We start from the raw sequence: 20,823 nt of genomic DNA on the forward strand, positions 1-20,823 counted from the left end.
CTTTAAGGGTTCTTAACTAGCTTTTTGTATATTAGCTTGCGCTTTGGTTCAAAGCAAAAATAGATATTGCTTGAGTACAGATTAATGATACATGAAATTTACATTGTTATTTCATGGATTTATTGTGAATGTTTGTAAATGCCGTGTTGTTATTGACGGCGTAGGGGTGTACGTTATGGGTACATAAAAATAATTAATGAAGAGCATATATGAAAAACAATATTTTTAAGGTGTCTGTGCTATCTGCTGCGATAGTAATTTCACTATCAGGGTGTGGTAGCAACGATGATAAGGATAATACAGTTCCAGTTGTTACTGATGTAGCGCCTAAAGCTGGCGATGTTGTCGTGACTGATTTAAAACAGTGGCTGCCTGTAACGGCAGACTTTAATGCGAGCGATCAAGATGGTGATGCGCTTTCATTTAGCTTTGCTGAAAATGGAGAAGAGGTTCTTTCCGAAAATGGTGTTTTTACTTTTAGTCAAGGTATGTTAACTATTGATGGTTCATCATTTACTTATGTTCCTGTATCGACTGAAGATACAGTGATTGATTACACTGTAAGCGCCAACGGTAAAACGGCTTCGGCACAAATTAATATATCAGGCATTATTGGAGATCCTCTTGCAAATCAGCAATGGCACCTGAATAACACAGGCCAAAAAGCATATTCTCTTAGCAATGAGATGAAACAAGGCTTAATTGATTTACATGTAAATCAGCGTGGTTTTACTGAAGAGGATGCACAGGCTCGTTATGATGAGAGTTTTGCTGTAGCAGAGGCGGAAGAGCTTGTCGCTGGTGAAGATATGAATGTTTTATCTGCTTATGCGCAAGGTGTTACTGGAGCTGGTGTAACAGCAGTTGTAATTGACTCAGGTATGGAAATCCGTCATGAAGATCTGATAGATAATGTATTACCAAATCGTTCTTTAAATTTGAATGCTAGTGCCCTTGATCACACAGATCCAACGAGTACGGCAAATAGTGGTGATCATGGTACAAGTGTTGCGGGCTTAATTGCAGCAAAAGGCTGGAATGGTAAAGGTGGCCGTGGTGTTGCACCAGATACTGGCTTGATTGGTATGAATTATATTGGCGATGATAAAATCGCGCAAAAGGAGCTGCTTGCTCATGGTTTTCCTGGTAGTGGTATTAGCACAGTAGAGAGTATTTCCGTATTTAACCGTAGTTATGGTATTACAGTCCCTGCATTTATAGCTTATTCAGAATTAGATGAAGCTATTGAGTCTTATCCAAATTTATACCTTCGTGATGGTAAGGGTGCATTAAATATTAAGTCTAGTGGTAACTCATTCGGTGATGGTGGCAATAACGCATTGGAAGGATCTTTATGTACTGATAACGGTGCTCATGATTTAGGGTTAACTTGTTATAATGGCGCATTTGAGCCTAGCCAAGGCCATCCTTACTACTTAAGTGTTGCAGCCGTGAATGCTAATGGTAAGCATACTAGCTACTCAAATGCAGGTGCAAACTTAATGGTGTCAGCGCCAGCTGGTGAAGCAGGGCGTTGGGCTCCAGCTATGGTAACAACGGATCAGATGACATGTATCAACGGTTACTCTGGCTTTAATAGTGATGCTGTTGCAGTCTTTACTAGAGCGTATGGAGAAGAGTTTGCTATAAGCCAGTTCCCCTTTGACTACCCTGGTAATGAGGACAACGCAAGTTGTAACTATACATCTACGTTTAATGGTACATCGTCAGCTGCCCCAAATGCATCGGGAGTAGTCTCACTAATTCTTTCAGCTAACCCAGACTTAACATGGCGAGATGTTCGTCACATTTTGGCCTCAACGAGTACATTGATTGATGCTGAAAATACCCCTGTTAAATTAACTATTGCGGATGGTGAGTTTGTTGCACATGATGGTTGGGTTAAAAACGGTGCTGGTTATAGCTTTAATAACTTATATGGCTTTGGGCGTGTTGATGCTGGTAAAGCAGTAAAAATGGCTAAAGAGTACGATATTAAGCTCGGTGAGCAAGTTATTACTGCATGGAATGGTGTCGGTTCAGTCGCGGAGGAAGATGCACTAGCCCTTGAAATCCCAGACAACAATGCAGTAGGTATAACGCAAGAAATTGTAGTTACAGAAGAGTTAAACATTGAGGCAATGCAATTTAAATTTGATGTGAGCAATCCAGAAATGGGCTCTGGTTTAAGTGATGGGACGCAAACTTCTGCGGGTAGCGATTTAGCTATCGAAGTTACTTCACCAGCGGGTACGCGAAGTGTATTGCTTTCATCTAAACAAGCGCTATTCTTGCCCGCGCTGAGCAGCGACTTGAGCTTTATTTCTGGCTATATTTTAAAAGATGCTGTAATGATGTCTAACGCATTTTATGGTGAATCAACTAAAGGAACGTGGACTATTCGCTTGTTAGATACCAGCGCTGATAGCTTTGTACTTGGTGACAATGGCGGTAATTACCTAAAAGCAACAGGTATTACTAACAACGTAGCTTTGAGTGTTTTAGAGGGTGCATCTATTCGTGCATTCGGTCACGCAGGTCAAGAGTGAGGATGATAAAAATGAAAGTAAAACAATTAATCGTATTAGGTGCTACTGCGTGTATTTCGTTTGGTGCAACAGCACATGCTGACTTTGACAAGAAGCTTCAATTACCTAAAAGCCAAGTCGCTAACTTGAAGTTTAAAAAGGCTGATTTTGGCTCTTACAAGATAGAGAAAGGCTTACGGCTAGTGCCTTCAAGTCTTGCTTCAGAAGAGTATGTAGTTATGCAAAAAGGTGAAATGTCAGTTGTTACTGTTGCAAACTCATCTGATGTCGTAACGAAAGGGACGTTAGTACGTAATATTTTAACGGACAATCTAAGTGCTTTATCCGGCAACCTTACTGTGCTTTTAAAAGAAGGTGTAAGCGCAAGCGATGCCGCTTCGGCCGCTGGGTTGAAAGTTGTATCTGTATTTCCTGGTACAAAGCTTGTTGTTTTAGCAGTCAATAATGGCCAAGATATTCAAATTGCAGCAAAGCAATTAAAAGTATCAGGTGTTGCTAAAGAGGCTAAAATAGAAGTATTAGAAACTATTTATACCGCGCAATAAGTATTTACAAATAATATGTAAAACCTCAGTTAGAACAGCTTTAACTGAGGTTTTATTTTTTAGCTAGTCGTTTATATCAATATCAGCAAATATCATACCTCTGCGCATGCTCCTCGTTGCTAAGAAGACTTCACCTAGTAATGACATAAATGCACAAATAAGTAGTGCCATTGCGCCAACAAAACAACTGCCGATAGAAACACCCAAATTAATAGATTGAATATGTGACAAAAATAACAGCATGACCACGGCGCAAACAAGTACCGCACTTAATACACTTAAACTAAAGGCAATATGGATACAGCGAGAGCGTTTCAGCAGTGCTCGTAGCTCGGTTGTTAGCGATGAATTAAATTCTTCATCGGTACTTACCTTTAATTTTCGTTCAAGTTGACGAGCACGGTCGGTAATTCGGGCTAAGCGATTAGATAAAACCCCCAGCGTAGCAGCAATACCAGTAATTAAAAAAACCGGCGCAACGGCTGTTTGGATTACTTTTGCCATTGTTAAAATATTTATAACATCAGAGTTCATTGTTTTCCTTTTGGGTATAGTGGTGGGTTTTAAATATTCTGTTTACAAATATTTACATTCTATTCTTGTATTTTTTATTTTAAAAACAAGTGGTTGATAATTTTGTTTGTTTTTTGTTGTTTTCATGTAATCAAGTTGTTGTCATTTTTGGTGTTTAGGTTCTATATTAGTCTCGCACTTAATTTATGATCATCAATAAATACAATAATACATAACATATCCTAGGGGAAATCATGTCTAAGAATCTAATCAAAAGAACGGCGGTTGCAACCGCTGTAACAAGTATCTTAGTTGCAGGTGCTGTAAATGCAAATACTATAAATAACAGCGCACTTAAGAATACTAGCTACACACCAGTATCACAGACCGATATTGTTAATAAAAATCAACCATCAGCATACCTTGTTGTTTTAAAGGCAAAAACAGCAGCTGATATGATGGAGCAAGGTGCCTATAATGTTTCTGATGCTCGTCAAAGTTATGACCAAGTAGCAACGTTACAAAGCCAAGTTCAAGATAAGTTATTTACTCTTGATAGTAATGTAAAAGTACTTGGTTCTACTAAAATTTTGGCACCGACGTTAATTGTTCAAGCAAGTCAAGGTGCGCTAGATCGAATTGCAAAAGACTCACGCGTAGAGCGTGTTTTACCTATGTTTGATTACGACCTTCATGTTGCAGCAACCGCTGACTACATCAAAGCGTCACCATTAGTAACAAATAGTACAGTAACAGGTGCAACGCAAACTGTTGCTGTACTAGATACAGGCATTGATTATACACATAAGATTTTTGGTGGTGAAGGAACCGTTGAAGCTTATGAGGCAGCTCAAGCAGATCCAGCAGCAGTGAGTTGGCCACAAGGTCAAGTTATGGGTGGTCATGACTTCATACGTAATGATGCTGACCCAATTGAAAATGATCCAGTCACTCCTACAAAAGAAGATGCACCAACTAGCCATGGTACATCTGTATCTCACTCTGTAACTGGTATTGCACCAGCGGTGGAGCTATACGTGTATTCAGTGTGTGGCGGCGGTTGTCCAAGTAAAGCACAGGTTTCGGCATTAGAAGCCGCTATGGATCCAAATGGTGATGGTGACTCAGAAGATCGAGTTGATGTCATCAATATGTCTTTAGGTGGAGAGTTTGGTGACACATACATCGGTGGTGGTGTGCAGTTTTTAATTCAAAAAGCGGTTGAGAGTGGTGTAAGCGTTGTTATTTCTGCCGGTAATGATGGTGATAACCCATTCCGCATTGGTGGTCCTTCTACAACACCAAACGCATTATCTGTTGGCGCGATGACGCACCCTGCAAATGATGTTGGCATTGCGTCAGGCACAATTGAAGGCGCAGCGACCACAATTCAGCCGTCAGATTTTGGTCCACAAACTGCGTTTGTAATGACAGATGCTGATGCTGAAGTTGTTTATCCTGAAGAAAACCAAAATGGCTGTGTGGCATTCTCTGCTGAAACTGACTTTACTGGCAAAGCGGTAATTATCGACCGTGGTAGCTGTGATTTCACTAAAAAAGTATTAAACGCTCAAGCTAATGGTGCTAAGTTTGTATTTGTAGCAAATAATGTTGATGATGGTACGCCGGCTTTAATGGGTGGCTTTAATGCCGCAGTAACAATTCCTAATGTCGGTATTAACTTTGCTGCAGGGGCAGCAATGAAAGCGGCTTTAGCAGCAGATGAAATGCCAACATATACTATCACTATTGAGCGTAAAGTTGCTGCGGGTGCAGTTGCACCATTCTCATCTCGTGGTCCATCAATGGATGGTTTATTAAAACCTGAAATTACAGCCCCAGGTACTGATATTATGGTAGCGGCAACGGGCACACAAGATCAGTTAGCTCCAGCCACAGGTACTTCGTTCTCAGGTCCGATTACTGCTGGTGCTGTTGCATTAGTTCGTGAAGCGCATCCTGATCGTACTGCACTTGAAATTAAAGCGACCATCATGAATGCGGCTGATTTAAACGTAACCGTAGATCCTATTAGTATTAACCCAGATTCACCACTTGCACCAATTAGTTCCATTGGTGCAGGCTTAGTGAATGTTGATAAAGCGGTTAGTTTACCTGTTGCTGCATGGGTTGAAGATGAAAAGTATGAAACTAAACAGGCTGCGTTATCGTTCGGTTTAGAGCGCATGACAGAAACAACCAGCTTTACAAAAACAGTGACGCTGAAAAACTTCTCTGATGCAGACAAAACATATGACCTTCGTATTGAAGAGCGTTATATGAATGATGTAGATACAGGTGCTGTTAGCTTTGATATTCCTGGGAGCGTAACTGTTGCGGCAAATACGGTAACAACATTCGAAGTAACCATGACAGTTGATCCATCTAAACTACATGAATGGACATTAGAAAACCCATTTAACCAAGAGGATTTAGCAGCTCGTAGTCCGTCACTGACTATGGCTGAATTTGATGGTGCATTGGTATTTGATGATACTTCAACAGCCGATACAGATCACGACTTACACATTGTTTATCATGCATTACCTAAGGCTGGCGCTGAGTTAGAATTCTCTTTTGAAGATATTGATGGTTCTACGCAGTTAGTTGTTGAGAACGTTGGTGCACTGGCTGTAGAACCAACTTCTGAGCAGGTCGTTGCAACTAGCCCTGAAAATACAGGGATAGATTTTGATATTCTTAGCACTACATTTGCCGCTAATACATCAAAAACATGTGATTCAGGAGTGTTTATTACCTCTTCAATTCAATTACGAGATGAAATTACCCATATGCGTCAAGTCGGTGTTCGTATGAACCTCGATATTGATAATGACGGTGTTTATGATCACTTTATGATGAATCTTAATGATGTTGGCCGTACAGCAGAAATAGCTGGGCGCAGCCGTACATTAATTGGTGAAATTGATGCCGCGGGTGAGGATGTGTGGCTGTGGGGTACACCGATGTATCATGCTGCTGGCGAAGATACAGTGACCTTCTCTGGATGTAGTAATCTGTTAGGATTAGATGCGAACATGTTGGGAGGCACAATTAACATTGCAGCTTCTGTTGGTTACCCAAGTTATCAGGCTGGTGTATTTTTCGAAACAGATAGTGCAGCTGGTTCTACTGTGTTTACAGCGAACCCTGCAGTAACAATGTATGCGACTGATAGCGTAGATAATGCAATCACTAAACTAGAACCAGGTCAAAAAGCCATTGTAAAATCTAGAGGTGCGTTTGCTCTTACATCACCTGCAGCAACGAAGGTTTATTTATCTGCGCCACGAGATATTTCTGGTGCACCTAAAGTACCTAACCTAGTAATTGAAGATTTTGCAATCGACGAAACAATGCTAACAGGTTTAACCATTGGCACAATCAAACTAGATGCAGAAGCTGCACTTGATATTGCTTATTTTGAAACTATGAGTATGTCGGCACCAGGTCTTATTGTTGATGCTGATACTGGTGATATCATTGTTGATAACACTGATTTAATTGATTCAGACGCTGGTCTTAAAGAAATTACAATTACAGTAAAAGCTGTTGACGTTATTGGTACTGAGTCTGCGCCAGTAACATTTACTGTAACAATCAATAACGTAGCTGATGAACTCCCAGTTGTTGCTGAAGGTCAAAAATTCAACGTGATTGAATCTGCAGCGGAAGGTACGGTTATTGGTAAGCTAGCTGCGGAGCTTTTCGAAAGTTCAGCAACGATGATTGTTTCAGGCAGTGTTAAAGGTTCAGACGTAATTGCAATTAATGAAATGGGTGAATTGGTCGTTACTGGTAACCTAAATCATTATGCAATGCCTACACTTGAGTTAGAAGTTATGCTAACTGATGATAGCGGTTTAGAGTCTGCACCTGTGACTGTAATGCTTAACGTGGAAATTGATCCTAATTCACATGCACCGATGATTGAGATGAATCAGCGTTTCAGAATTGACGAAAATGTAGCATTAGGAACAGTAATAGGGACTTTGGCATTCTCGGACCCTGATTCTGATGTATCACCAGTTGAACGCTTTATTGTATCGGGTAGTCATTTAGTTTCAGTAAATGCAGATGGAACAATTGTTACAGCTAGCGAAATTGATTACGAATTTGACCGTGAAATCGTATTCAGTGTTCAAGCTGAAGATAGCAAAGGCTATGTGTCTAAAGTAGTGAGTGTTGTTGTTGGTGTTAACAATCTACGTGCGAACGATGATGACGACAATGATAACTCTGGTTCACTAGCATGGTTAACGCTTCTTGCAGCACCATTTGCATTTATGCGCCGCCGTAAACAAAAGTAATTGATTGTTTAGTTAGTCATTTTAATTATCAGTGACTAACCAGCAAAGTTAATCAAACAAAGGGAGCTTAGGCTCCCTTTTTACATTGCTTTACAAACTAATATAGGTAATCAACAGCTAGTTAGATATATTGCTAGGAGTGGAAAAATAATAACTCTAGGGAATACAATGAAAACATGTCAATCATTTGCGTTAGCGGCTTTGTCGTTAGCTATTTTAGTGGGCTGTAATAAAGCCCCAGAACAAAATAATATAAAATCCGAGGCTGTACAGAGTGAAGCTGCAGTGGTTAATGTAACTGCACCGATAGCCAATAAGATCCCCTTCGAAATGACTATTCATGGTGATACGCGTACCGATAATTACTATTGGATACGTGACGATGAACGAAAAGATGCAGCTGTCATAGCACACCTTAATGCAGAAAATACCTATACTGATGCGATGCTAAAGCATACTAAAGCTTTACAAACTACTTTGTTCGAAGAGTTAAAAGGGCGCATTCAAAAAGATGATGACTCCGTGCCAACTAAAAGTGGCGATTATTATTATTCATCGCAAACGCGAGGGGATAATGAATACCCGACGTATGTTCGCAGTAGCGATGATAAAGGCACTGATCAACACGTTATATTAGATGTAAATGAGTTGGCAAAAGGCCATGACTATTTCGCGGCAACAGGTTTATCTGTCAGCCCAAATGGTCACTTATTAGCATATGGTGAAGACACGGTAAGTCGACGTATCTACTCTATTTTAGTGAAAGATTTAAAGACCGGTAAATTACTAGAAGATAAGCTCGAAGGGACCGATGGTGATATCGTCTGGGCGAATGATAATAAAACTTTTTATTACATTAAAAAAGACTTACAGACATTGTTAGGTTATCAGGTTTATCGCCATACGTTAGGTACGTCACAAGCACAAGATGAGTTAGTGTACGAAGAGACTAACACAAGTTATTTCACTGGCCTTGGTAAGAGTAAAGACAAACAAGAAATTTATATTTGGCATGGCAGTACCACGGCTGCTGGTGTATCGGTAATTGATGCTAATGACGTCAAGGCACAGCCAAAGCGCTTAATTGAACGTGAAGAAAACCTAGAATATGACATTGCTAAACTCGGTGATACTTATTACATAGTCACTAACCTTAACGCAGTAAACTTTCAGTTAATGACGGTGGATAAAGATAAAGCGCACGACACTGCGAATTGGCAAACACTGATCGCCGCGCGTGATGATATTAAGCTTGAAGGCATCGATTTGTTCACTAACCATTTAGTGTATAAAGAGCGTGAAATGGGGCAATCTCGTTTAACGATACGCAATTTAAAGTCGGGTGATGAACAGCAGCTGAGCTTTAATGACAGCAGTTATAGGATTGCTACATACGGTAATAATGAACTCGATAATCAAAACTTACGTGTTTATTATACGAGTATGACCACACCCGCTAGCAGCTATGACATTGACTTAAATACAGGTGGTAAAACATTACTTAAACAGCAACAAATACTTGGCGAGTTTAATGCCGATAATTATGCATCGGAGCGACTATTTATTACTGCGCGAGATGGCGTAAAAGTACCGGTGAGTTTAGTTTATCGCAAAGATAAATTCAAAAAAGATGGCACTAATCCATTGTTACAATATGGCTATGGGTCGTATGGGGCAACCATGGATCCAAGTTTCTCAAGCGGTCGTTTAAGCTTACTAGATCGTGGTTTTGTGTTTGCGATAGCGCATATACGCGGTTCACAAATGCTGGGTCGTCCTTGGTATGAAGATGGCAAGCTACTCAATAAAAAGAATACTTTTAATGACTTTGTTGATGTAACCAAAGGCTTAGTTACCCAGCAGTATGGCGCGCAAGAAAAAATATTCGCGATGGGCGGCAGTGCGGGCGGCTTATTAATGGGCGCTGTGGCAAACCAAGCACCAGAGCTTTATCAGGGGATGGTTGCGGCTGTGCCATTTGTTGATGTAGTGACCACTATGTTAGATGCGAGCTTACCATTAACAACCAACGAGTATGGCGAGTGGGGCAACCCAAATGACAAACTATATTATGACTATATGCTGTCGTACTCACCGTACGATCAAGTGAGTAAACAAGCGTATCCAAATATGCTGGTCACCACGGGCCTGCATGATTCTCAAGTGCAATATTTTGAACCAGCAAAATGGGTTGCAAAATTACGTGAGTTTAAAACCGATGATAATAAATTACTGTTTAAAATTGATATGGAAGCAGGCCATGGCGGCGCATCTGGGCGTTTTAAAAGCCTTCAAGATACAGCTCTAAATTATGCATTTATCTTAGATTTAGCAGGTATTAAAAAATAAAGCGCGCTTTAAGCAATACGAAAAAAGGTGTGACTTAGGTTACGCCTTTCTTTTTATCTAAATTGAGTGTTGTGGTTCAGCTCACTTGCTCTAACTTAGCAGCTTCGACGACACTGATTAAAATATAGACATTAAGACTGAAAAAGGTCAGCATATAGGTATTAACAAAATAAGGAAATGGTAATGGAAGATAATCAACAAGTTGAACCAGCTATAACGAGTAAAGATGAGCGTATGTGGGCGATGTTATGTCATTTAAGCGCATTAGCCGGATTTATTATACCTATGGGTAGTATCATCGGTCCGCTGATTGTCTGGTTAATAAAAAAAGACGAAATGCCATTAGTGGCTGAACATGGGCGTAAATCGCTTAACTTTCAAATCACTATGTTCATAGCATATATAGTGTGTTTGATTTTGATGTTTGCAGTTATCGGGGTAATTCTATTACCTATAGTCGCTATTTTCTCGTTTATTATGGTGGTGATTGGCGCAATCAAAACTAATGACGGTAAAGAGTTTAACTACCCATTTAGCTTACAATTGATAAAATAAACTACTCTTCATTTTTATCAAACCCAGCAAATGCTGGGTTTTTTATATGCATTAATAAAGGCTTAGATGGCTTATTTAACTCTGTTCTTTACTGCGTTTATTTCGGCAACATTATTGCCAAGCTCATCAGAAGTGGTACTCACAGCAATGGTGACCAAAGGAGAATATTTACTTTGGTTGTTATGGCTCAGTGCCACAGTTGGTAACGTACTAGGTAGTTGCGTTAATTACTGGTTAGGCACGCAAGTCATACGTTTTAAGGATCGTAAGTGGTTTCCCGTGTCGCAGGAAAGTATCGATAAGGCTGCAGAGCGCTTTGAAAAGTACGGTGTTTATAGCCTGTTGTTGGCATGGCTACCAATTATTGGTGATCCGCTAACAGTTGTAGGAGGCATTTTTAAAGTGCGCTGGTGGACATTTTTATGGCTGGTTACCCTTGGCAAAGGCGCACGTTACTTGCTTGTACTAGCCTTTGCCGTTGGGCTGGATCAGTTGCTTTAAGCTTTACTCCAATCGAGTGTTAGCGATACTGAATCCGCAAAACGCAAAGCGTGAGGTTTATCAACTCGCACTTTTGCATAATTCACGCTGCTATGGCTATGGCAAACACTGAGTATTTCTGCCACTAGTTTTTCAAGCAATAAAAAGTGACCTTGCTCAACAATACTAATCACTTCTTTGGTGATCACTTTATAATTAAGTGCTTGTTCAACTTGATCCGTTTCACAGGCTTGCTCAGCAGGATAGTGAATTTCTAAATTGATCACTACATCCTGCTTCTTCTCACGTTCATCGGGATTAAAGCCAATAAAAGTGCGCAGCCGTAAGTTAGTTACATGGATAATTGCATTGGCCATAGGATTAGCCTTTTACAAGTTGTAAAAACTCATTGCGGGTTTTTGGATCGGCTCTGAAGTTACCTAGCATTACCGATGTACGCATACTTGAGTTTTGTTTTTCAACCCCGCGCATCATCATGCACATATGTTTTGCTTCCACTATCACACCTACGCCTTTGGCACCGGTGACTTCTTCAACCGCTTTAGCGATTTGATGAGTCAGTTGTTCTTGAATTTGAAAGCGGCGTGCAAACATATCAACAATACGCGCAAATTTAGATAACCCCAGCACTTTTCCGTTAGGAATATAAGCAATATGACAACGCCCTACAAATGGTAATAAATGATGTTCACACATCGAATAAAGCTCTATATCTTGAATTAAAACCATGTCATCTGCATCAGAAGTAAATACCGCATTATTGGTAATTTCCTCTAATGTTTGACGATAGCCTTTGGTCAAATATTCCATCGCTTTGGCGGCGCGTTTTGGCGTGTCTAATAGGCCTTCACGTTGTGGATCTTCACCTACAGCAGTAATAATTTCATGGTAACTATTTTTTAATTGATCGTGCATAAATTTCTCGATTAATCCGTTATTTTAAATGTCTGCCACCATCTACGGGTAAAGAGCGTCCCGTGATGTAATGGCTGCTAAGCAATAAATCGACGCTGTTTATAATTTCGCGACAACCGGGCTCAATACCCATTAATGATTTTTTAAGAGTGCTTTCTCGATACTCATCGCTATCGAGATCATTAAAAATAATTAATGAAGGGGCGATAGCGTTCACTTTAATATTTGGGGCAAACTTAGCTGCAAATGATTTGGTTATATTTTCTAAGGCGGCTTTACTTGCGGCATATGCAATATGCTTTGGACTTCCTTTTTCCACAACATAATCAGTTAAATGAATGATATCGGCAGGCTGTTGCTGCTGTTGCTGGAAATTTAGCAGTAACTCGCTAAGTGCTAAGTTAATTAAGTAAGGTGCTTTGGCATGGATCCGCATCATGTTATCAAATAGCGTACTGCTATCTGGGTTACTCGCTTCGCAGTCCCAACTCGATGCATTGTGGATCACCGCCTTTAAGCTATTTGTGTGCAGCTTTAATTGACTAATAAACTCATTAATGCCGTTGTCAGTGCTAAAGTCTGCGTAAACACATACAGCACCATGGTCAGATAATTCATCAATAGCGGGATGGCGAGTTCGGTAAGTAACGATAATAGCTTGCCCTTGGGCTATAAAATGTTTTGCCAGTGCTAAACCAACACGTTGGCCGGCACCTGTAATTAAAATGGGCGATGTCATAACTAAATACAAATCCTTAGGTTTTTTAATGCGATGAGCTGGATTACCATGAGTTTACTGACAACTATAAACTAAATTACAGAACTATTTCACCTTTACTGCAAAGATATTGCACTCAATAACAATCTACTTGTACGCCGTAACGAACAGTTGCGAGCATTTGCTTCAGTCATATTCCATTAGCGGCTATTTCAGTGATTTGGTGAGAGCTCCGTTAGGCGGTTATGTTTGTGTTAAACTGAAAAGCGGGCAATTCTTTTTACTGTTAATTGCCCAAGGAGTGTCATTTATGGTTGATGAGCTTATAACAGCCTAAAGATCATCATAAATGGTTGGAATAGCTTGGCGTTTATGTTGAGTGCGTAGATAAATTGCGATGAGTTTTTCAGTTACCTCGTCACTGACTTCTTTACCTTCAAGAAAGTCATCAATTTGTTCATAACTTAAACCAAGGGCTTCTTCATCAGTAAGGCCCGGGCGATCACACTCTAAGTCGGCGGTTGGCGCTTTATTAACGAGTAAATCGGGAGCACCTAACTGCTTGGCTAATGCGCGCACTTGGCGTTTTGATAAGCCAAATAATGGCGCTAAGTCGCATGCGCCATCACCAAATTTAGTATAAAAGCCAGTGATGTTCTCGGCGCTATGATCAGTACCAACAACGAGGCCTTGGCACAGTCCTGCAATTTCATATTGCGCGACCATGCGTTGACGGGCTTTCACATTACCTTTAATAAAATCAATTTGTGCTTGTTCCGGCAGTGCATCACCGCAACCTACCACTGCCGCTAATGCTTGCTCATGCATGCCGTCTGCTGCGGGTTTAATATTCACTGTTAGGCGTTTATTTGGTTGAATAAAATCAACAGCCAATTGCGCTTCAGCTTCATCAGCTTGCACACCATATGGTAAGCGAACCGCAATAAATTGATACTTGTCAGTTTGTTGCTGCGTATTTAATTCGTTAACGGCGAGTTGGCATAAACGGCCACAGGTAGATGAATCTACGCCACCACTGATCCCCAGCACCAAAGAGCGTGAATGTGCTGCCACAAGGCGGTTTTTGATAAAGTTAACGCGTCGGATAATTTCCTGATCAACGTCTATCTTTGCTTGAACTTTCATTTCAGCCATGATTTCGGCACGCATGCTGGCTCCTAATAGTTAATGTTGTCATTATTATGTTATTACCTCAGGCTAAATTAAAGGCCTAGGTGTTGTTTAATTTTTTGCAATTCGGCTTTGAGTTCATCAATTTCTGTCAGCAGCTCATTGAGCTCAGCGGCGGTGAGTGCGGGTAATTCTACAGGCTCTACAGCGACAGCGATGGCACTTTGTGGATCAGCAAATAAATGGCTGTAACGGCTTTCACGTTTGCCGGGTTCTCGCGGGTGTTTAGTCACATATTCGGCGTTGATCAAGGCATTTAATGCCGACTCAACTTCAGCAACATTATTAAACTCAGCGAGCCGATTACTGCGGGTTCTTAACTCCCCAGGGGTTTGTGGGCCACGTAGCAGCATTAAACAAATAATAGCGCGCTGTTGCTCCGTTAACTGTAAATTACTAAATTCAGTGTTGCAAAAGCGATGTGCGAACTTAGTTACGCGTCCAGATAGCCCTTCGTCTAATGTAACTAACCGCTGGGAAACTAGCGAGTCTAGCGCCTCTTGTACGTCAGTTTCGCTGAGTGTGAGTACGGGCTCTCGGTTCGACTTTTGATTACACGCATTGGTCAATGCATTTAGTGACAGCGGGTAATGTTCTGGTGTGGTGCTTTGTTTTTCAAGTAGACAGCCAATCACACGTTGTTCAATAGCAGTGAGTTGCATAATAAACCCTTCTTTTTGTTATGCCTTAGCTTACACTTTTATTGTTTACCAAGCCATTGTTGCAGTTTCGGATTAAGTGCATCAAAATCGAGCGGTTTGGTTAGGTAATCAGTCATACCTGCACTGAGGCATTTGTCTCTATCGCCTTGCATGGCATTAGCGGTTAACGCAATGATAGTTACATTTTTGTAGTACTCCCCCGCATCCCCATTGCGGATAGCCTTAGTCGCTTGATAACCATCCATTTCTGGCATCTGGCAGTCCATTAACAATAGCTTGTATGGTTCTGTAGTTTTGCTTTTTAGTTTTTTGATAGCTTCCAGACCATTTTCAGCGATATCAAAATTAATGCCTGCTTGTTTTAGTAATGCAGAGGCTACGACTTGATTCACTTTATTGTCTTCTACCAGCAGTATTTTGTCTTGATTTTCAAAGTGTACGTTGCTGATTGCAATACTTGCTGGTAGTGCGTTGTTATTTTGTTGTTGCTCGATAAATTTTTCATTTGCCAAAGAATCAAATAAGTCTGAGGGCGTCAGTGGTTTAAAAATCATGCAATCGGCGTCGATTGGCAAATTTGCATGCGCTTCTGGTGAGAAACTCATTGGCGCCATAAGGATCAGTTTTACTTGATACTCGCTTAGGTAAATTTTCAATGTATTAATTGCAGCAGCGTCGGCCTGCTGAAAAAAGCTATAATCAAGTAGCACTGCATCAATCGATTCATCGCTAGAGTTGAGATACTGGCTCAAGGTTGGGTAATTTTGGAGAAGATGCACATGCGCCCCCCACACATTCAGTTGTTTCTGCGCAATTGAGCTATTTAATGGACAAGTATCGATAATTAAAATATGTTTGTTTTTAATTAGATGACTAGGTAAGTCTTGCTCTTTACCCAGTAGTGGCTGTACTTTAATGGAAAAAGTAAAGGTGCTGCCTTGACCATAAACACTTGTGACGTTGATTTCCCCATTCATTAAATTACAAAGCTGCTTAACAATAGCCAGCCCTAAGCCTGTGCCACCATATTGGCGAGTGGTTGAGGTATCGGCTTGAGTGAAAGAATCAAATAGCGAAGCTTGTTTATCAGCTTTAATACCAATACCTGTATCCATAATTGAGCAATCTAAAAAAGTCCCGTTAGTGGTGTGCTTTAAATTTGCGCTCACAATAATTTCACCATTATGAGTAAATTTAACGGCATTGCCGAGTAAATTATTAATAATTTGGCGAAGCCTATTTGGGTCGCTAACAATTTTATTTACATTAATTTTAGTGGCATCTAAAATCAGTTTAGTATTATGTTGTTCTACTTTAAGGGCAAATGATTCGACCACTTCACCTAGTAATTTCGGTAAATTAAAGGCAATCTCTTCGATATCTAATTTACCAGCTTCAATTTTTGAGAAATCCAGAATATCGTTAATTATATTAAGCAGCGATTGTGCTGATGATTGTGCTAATTCAATATGATGCGCTTGCTGAGGATCTAGCTTAGTTTGTTGCACAATATTAAGCATCCCGAGCACACCGTTCATCGGGGTGCGAATTTCGTGACTCATGCTCGCTAAAAACTCCCCTTTAGCGGTTACAGCTTGTTCTGCAGCCTCTTTTGCCGTGACTAATTTTCGTTCGGTTTCTATACGTTGCTCGCTAGAATATAAACTGCCAATTAAAGCGGCAACGGCAATTAAAAAACTTTCTTCGTTACGCGACCATGCCCGCGGATACTGACAATGCTCAGCACAAACAATACCAATCGCCCCACTTCCGGTAGGAATAGATACGCAAAGCATTGATTTTATATCGAAAGGAGCTAAATAGTGCGCGGTAAGAGGGGCCGTAAATTTGTTGCTCAGTGCATTTGAAGCGCGGATCACAGCTTGGTTATCAATGGCTGTAAAAAAGTCATTTAACTCTGTTTGCTGCCATGTTGGTAACGCGGCGTTATCCTGAGCGTGTTTGGCGTGTTTGGCGTGTTTGGCGTGATGGGCAAATGGTTGCAGTTGATCTCTTGCATCATTGAATAGCCATATACTGGCACGTTCAACATTAAATGCATCGCAAATTGATTGTGTAATTATATCTTTTGCTTGTTTTAAATTACCAGTCAACACTGCGTTATTAACGGTAAGTGAGGCGAGTGCCTCGTTGTGCAAAGCGGTTTTACTGTTTTCTAACTCAATGCATTTACGCACATTTATATCTTGTAAAGAGCCAAAAATCTTAATACAGCGACCATTACGGATCTCGGCTTCACCATGCACTAACACCCATAAAGCATTGCCATTGGAGTCGATAACTTCGAGCTCAACTTCGTAACTTTCACCATATTTAATCGCTCGCTCAACGAGCTTTTTTATCGTGTCACGGCTTTCGCCTGCTTTAAAATAAGTAAAGTTTGTTGGCCAGTCAGGTTGTTCATCTAGCGGGTATTTGAAAATATTTTTGGTCATATCTGACCAATACACTTGTTGTGTTTCAAGGTTAAATGACCAGGCGCCAATTTTTGCAAGACTACTCATTGTCACTAGCATTTTTTCGTTTCTCAGCTGGCGATTAAGCATTTTTAAGAATAACAAGAAAGCTAGAATTAATAGCCCGCAAATTGTAAATATTGCTAATCTCAGCGGCCAAATCGCAGAGTTTGGTGGTGCCCAACCGACTTTAGGAGTAACAAAAATTTCCCACACACCCCCTTGAAAGGTTAAAGTAAACCTCAGAGGGTTACGCTCTAAAATATCCGCTTTACCGCGGAAAAATTCTCCTTTTAGACCCAAGCCATTGCGTCCTTGGATGGCGACATCGTAGTCTTCTTCTAGCTTGAAGATGCCAGCTTTTTTATATATTTTGTTAATGTCGAGTACCACTGAGAGTAGTCCCCAAAAATGCTTGTCAGGAGGAAGGTAAACAGGGACTCGGGCAATTAGTGCCTCACCACCTTGGACTAATGTAAGTGGACCTGCCATGACTATTTCATTGTTATCACGCGCACGAATTGCATCTGCACGTTGTGCTTTGTTCTCTAAAAAGTTTAGCCCTATGGCCTTTTCATTGCCAGCCAATGGGTAAGTCATGCGAATTATCATATTAGGTGCACCACCGATATTGCGTAATTCAGATGAGGTATTGAATAATGGCGCGGCAATTTGGGCAAAACGCTGTTGATCTAAATTAGGCTCTGCAGCAACGGCAACAGCTAAACCACGCACTAGTTGAATATTTGATACTAATGTTGATTCAAGTTGAGTACGGTAGCTACTCACTTCAGATAAAACGAGTAGTCGATGAGATTGTTGGGCACGTTTATAACTGATCTGATCAAGCACTAAACTGATTAATAAAATAAAAACGAGCGAGCACCAAAATGTCAGTTTAAATTTAAAGACTTGTTTGTGATCATGTGTATGTAACAATGGCATTAGCGACTTATGCATTTAATATTTGGCTGTTAAACTATAGTCAATTTATCACGGAAATAAAAATAGTCTGATAAATTGAGCTATTTGTTTTTCATTTAAATTACCGCATGTTATACGGGGAAAAGTATCAATAATAATTGCATATGAGCGGGTGTTGCGCCGGCTGTGACTACTGTGATTTATTTAAATATGAACTAAGCACATTATTTTTCATAAAACTATGGTTATGATAGAGGCAATTAAGAGTGAAAGGACTGGTTCATGTTTAAAATTATCAAGTGGTTGGTGTTAGCAATCGTAATTTTAGGATTAGCCGCAACGGCTGTTATTTATGGTGTACTGTCAATTAGCTTACCGGCGCTTGATGGTAATGGCCGTAGTACCCATGTCAGCCAAACGGTAAAAATTTCCCGAGACCAACTGGGGCAAGCGGTTATTTCAGCTGAGAACCGCCTTGATGCTGCGTATGGTTTAGGTTTCGCACATGGTCAAGACCGATTTTTTCAAATGGATTTGTTGCGCCGTAATGCTGCAGGTGAATTGAGTGAACTGTTTGGTAAAGCAGCATTAGGTTTGGATAAAAAGATGCGCTTCCACCAGTTACGAAAACGCAGCGCTGCGATTGTTGAGCAATTGCCTGAAGCAGATCAAGCATTATTAACAAGTTATGCCGCTGGCGTTAACGAAGGCTTAGCACAGGTAGGTTTTAGCAGTTTTGAATATTTACTAACAGGCGCTGAGCAAAAGCCTTGGCGCAGTGAAGACAGTTTGTTAGTGATTTACAGTATGTACTTAGATTTACAAACGGCGACCTTTGAACGTGATCAAGCGTTAATTCAAATTGCCGATATTTATGGCCCAGAAATGGTCAGTTTTTTAACTCAACCCAGTCAATATCAAGCGGCCTTAGATGGCAGCACACTCGCACCTTATAATTTAACTATTCCTGAATTTCCTAAGCAAACCTTACAAGCTTTACTCAGGATTGATGCAAATCAAGAACGTGGTAGTAATAACTGGGCGGTGACTGGGCAGTTAACTACCACAGGAGCTGGGATGTTGTCGGATGATATGCACTTGTCGATGGCAGTGCCGGTTATTTGGTATCGTGCGCAACTTAACTATGCAATGTCAGAAAAAGTGAGCCAAGTGACAGGAGTTTCTTTGCCTGGCACACCAGCAATTGTGGTGGGGACCAATAACAATATTGCGTGGGGGTTTACTAATGGTTACCTCGATACTGCCGATTGGGTAGCATTAACTGATAACAGTAAAACATGGCAAGAAGTTGAGCAAATAGCACTACCCGATGGGTCAATTGAAGAATATAAGCTGACATTGAGTGAGTATGGTCCAGTGCGAGAAATAAATAGCAAGCCTTATGCGCTTAGCTGGGTTGGCCATCAACCTTATGCAGTCGATATGAATTTATTGAAATTAGAACAAGCAACCACAGTCGATGACGCGCTGTTGATTGCCAGTGAAGTGGGTATTCCAGTACAAAACTTAATGGTGGTAGATAGCCAAGGTAATGCGGGTTGGAAAAATATGGGAGCCATTCCAGGGCGTATTAAGCCCAGTGAACTAGCTGTTCAGGAAAATGACTACTCAACACTTTGGCAGCATAATGAACAGCAAAGGCCGGAAGTTAAAAATCCTGTCGATGGCCGTTTATGGACTGGGAACTCTCGCGTTGTATCGGCTTTGGATGACCAGCGTTTTGGTAATGGTGGTTATGCCTTGGGAGCACGATCGAGTCAAATTCGTGATAGATTGTATGAAAAGCAACATTTTAATGAAGCTAATTTTAACCAGTTGCAGCATGATAATCAGGCGCGCTTTTTACAACCGTGGCATAGCTTATTGCTGCAACAGCTTAATAAAAATAGTACGGCTAATCAGCAGTACATAAAAGAATTAGAGAACTGGCAAGGTTGCGCCTGTGCAACGTCAATAGGTTACACACTGGTTAGGCGTTATCGTGATGAAGTTATCAATAGTGTATTTACGGCTATGCAAGCAAATTTACAGGCTCAGGGCGGTTCATTAAAGTATGTTAAACGTGATTTAGAGCCGGCAATATGGCAGCTTATTGAACAGCAACCAGATAGCTGGTTAAATCCACAATTTGCTGATTGGGATGCACAATTAACTGATTCATTTAGTCAAGTTGTCAGTAATTTAAGTAAAGAGTTTGGCAGTAACTTAAAAGGTTGGCAGTGGGGGACAGTTAATGAATTGGTTATTGAGCATCCATTCGCACAGCAAATACCACAACTAAGTAAATTATTAAATATGCCGACAGCGCCAGGATTCGGCGACAGTTATATGCCAGCAGTGCAGGGGCGTAGTTTTGGTGCGTCACAGCGATTTATTGCTCAACCTGGGCATTTAGAAAACGCCATAATGGCCATTCCCGGTGGCCAGTCAGGTCATCCACTATCGCCATTTTATCGCGCAGGATTTGATGACTATGTAGCTGCAAAACCAACGCCGCTATTACCGCAAACACTCATGCATGAGATCACAATATTACCTGCAAATGAGCTTTAAATGAGTAAAGCCAGCTTGTTTTGAGGTAGTGGCCGTTTGA

The 20,823-nt window shown here is 40.7% G+C and carries 14 protein-coding genes; 7 read left to right on the top strand and 7 right to left on the bottom strand.

Annotation, left to right across the window (positions count from 1 at the left end; translation table 11 throughout):
- Nucleotides 1–209: 209 nt before the first annotated feature.
- Nucleotides 210–2,549, top strand: coding sequence for a S8 family serine peptidase (locus J7338_RS12095; RefSeq protein ID WP_210797290.1), 2,340 nt, complete (start codon nt 210–212; stop codon nt 2,547–2,549).
- 11 nt (nt 2,550–2,560) lie between these two features.
- Nucleotides 2,561–3,094 carry a S8 family serine peptidase gene (locus tag J7338_RS12100; protein ID WP_210797291.1) on the top strand — a complete coding sequence of 178 codons (534 nt, stop codon included), beginning with the start codon at nt 2,561–2,563 and terminating at the stop codon, nt 3,092–3,094.
- 63 nt (nt 3,095–3,157) lie between these two features.
- On the opposite strand, the gene J7338_RS12105 is transcribed toward J7338_RS12100, so the two are convergent.
- Nucleotides 3,158–3,628, bottom strand: a complete 471-nt coding sequence (locus tag J7338_RS12105) for a DUF2721 domain-containing protein (RefSeq protein WP_169019725.1) — start codon at nt 3,626–3,628, stop codon at nt 3,158–3,160.
- Nucleotides 3,629–3,861: 233 nt separating this feature from the next.
- On the opposite strand from J7338_RS12105, the gene J7338_RS12110 reads away from it, so the two are divergent.
- The 4 genes from J7338_RS12110 (at nt 3,862) to J7338_RS12125 (ending at nt 11,322) form a co-directional block, all read left to right on the top strand.
- On the top strand, nt 3,862–7,917 hold the full coding sequence (locus J7338_RS12110; protein ID WP_210797292.1) for a S8 family serine peptidase: 4,056 nt from the start codon (nt 3,862–3,864) through the stop codon (nt 7,915–7,917).
- A gap of 168 nt (nt 7,918–8,085) precedes the next feature.
- A complete protein-coding gene (locus tag J7338_RS12115; protein ID WP_210797293.1) occupies nt 8,086–10,266 on the top strand; it encodes a S9 family peptidase in 2,181 nt (726 codons plus the stop codon).
- A 183-nt stretch (nt 10,267–10,449) separates the two neighbouring features.
- Nucleotides 10,450–10,821, top strand: a complete 372-nt coding sequence (locus tag J7338_RS12120; RefSeq protein ID WP_210797294.1) for a DUF4870 domain-containing protein — start codon at nt 10,450–10,452, stop codon at nt 10,819–10,821.
- A gap of 66 nt (nt 10,822–10,887) precedes the next feature.
- A complete protein-coding gene (locus J7338_RS12125; protein ID WP_210797295.1) occupies nt 10,888–11,322 on the top strand; it encodes a YqaA family protein in 435 nt (144 codons plus the stop codon).
- Here the strand turns inward: J7338_RS12125 and folX are convergent.
- The 6 genes from folX to J7338_RS12155 form a co-directional block, all read right to left on the bottom strand.
- Nucleotides 11,319–11,678, bottom strand: a complete 360-nt coding sequence (gene folX, locus J7338_RS12130; RefSeq protein ID WP_145239990.1) for a dihydroneopterin triphosphate 2'-epimerase — start codon at nt 11,676–11,678, stop codon at nt 11,319–11,321. The two genes, J7338_RS12125 and folX, sit on opposite strands and share 4 nt — an antisense overlap.
- Before the next feature lie 4 nt (nt 11,679–11,682).
- Entirely contained in the window at nt 11,683–12,237 is a 555-nt protein-coding gene (folE, locus tag J7338_RS12135) for a GTP cyclohydrolase I FolE (RefSeq protein WP_145239988.1), read from the bottom strand.
- 19 nt (nt 12,238–12,256) lie between these two features.
- Entirely contained in the window at nt 12,257–12,976 is a 720-nt protein-coding gene (folM, locus tag J7338_RS12140) for a dihydromonapterin reductase (RefSeq protein ID WP_210797296.1), read from the bottom strand.
- A gap of 312 nt (nt 12,977–13,288) precedes the next feature.
- The gene (nadE, locus tag J7338_RS12145; RefSeq protein ID WP_210797297.1) at nt 13,289–14,125 is read right to left on the bottom strand and encodes an ammonia-dependent NAD(+) synthetase; all 837 of its coding nucleotides are present in this window, start codon (nt 14,123–14,125) and stop codon (nt 13,289–13,291) included.
- A 53-nt stretch (nt 14,126–14,178) separates the two neighbouring features.
- Entirely contained in the window at nt 14,179–14,808 is a 630-nt protein-coding gene (locus tag J7338_RS12150; protein WP_210797298.1) for a YceH family protein, read from the bottom strand.
- A 38-nt stretch (nt 14,809–14,846) separates the two neighbouring features.
- Nucleotides 14,847–18,230, bottom strand: coding sequence for a response regulator (locus J7338_RS12155; protein ID WP_210797352.1), 3,384 nt, complete (start codon nt 18,228–18,230; stop codon nt 14,847–14,849).
- Between the two features lie 261 nt (nt 18,231–18,491).
- On the opposite strand from J7338_RS12155, the gene J7338_RS12160 reads away from it, so the two are divergent.
- The gene (locus tag J7338_RS12160) at nt 18,492–20,783 is read left to right on the top strand and encodes a penicillin acylase family protein (RefSeq protein WP_210797299.1); all 2,292 of its coding nucleotides are present in this window, start codon (nt 18,492–18,494) and stop codon (nt 20,781–20,783) included.
- Nucleotides 20,784–20,823: the final 40 nt, after the last annotated feature.

The organism is Pseudoalteromonas ostreae (genome assembly GCF_018069805.1).
In the GTDB taxonomy this organism is placed as follows: domain Bacteria; phylum Pseudomonadota; class Gammaproteobacteria; order Enterobacterales; family Alteromonadaceae; genus Pseudoalteromonas; species Pseudoalteromonas ostreae.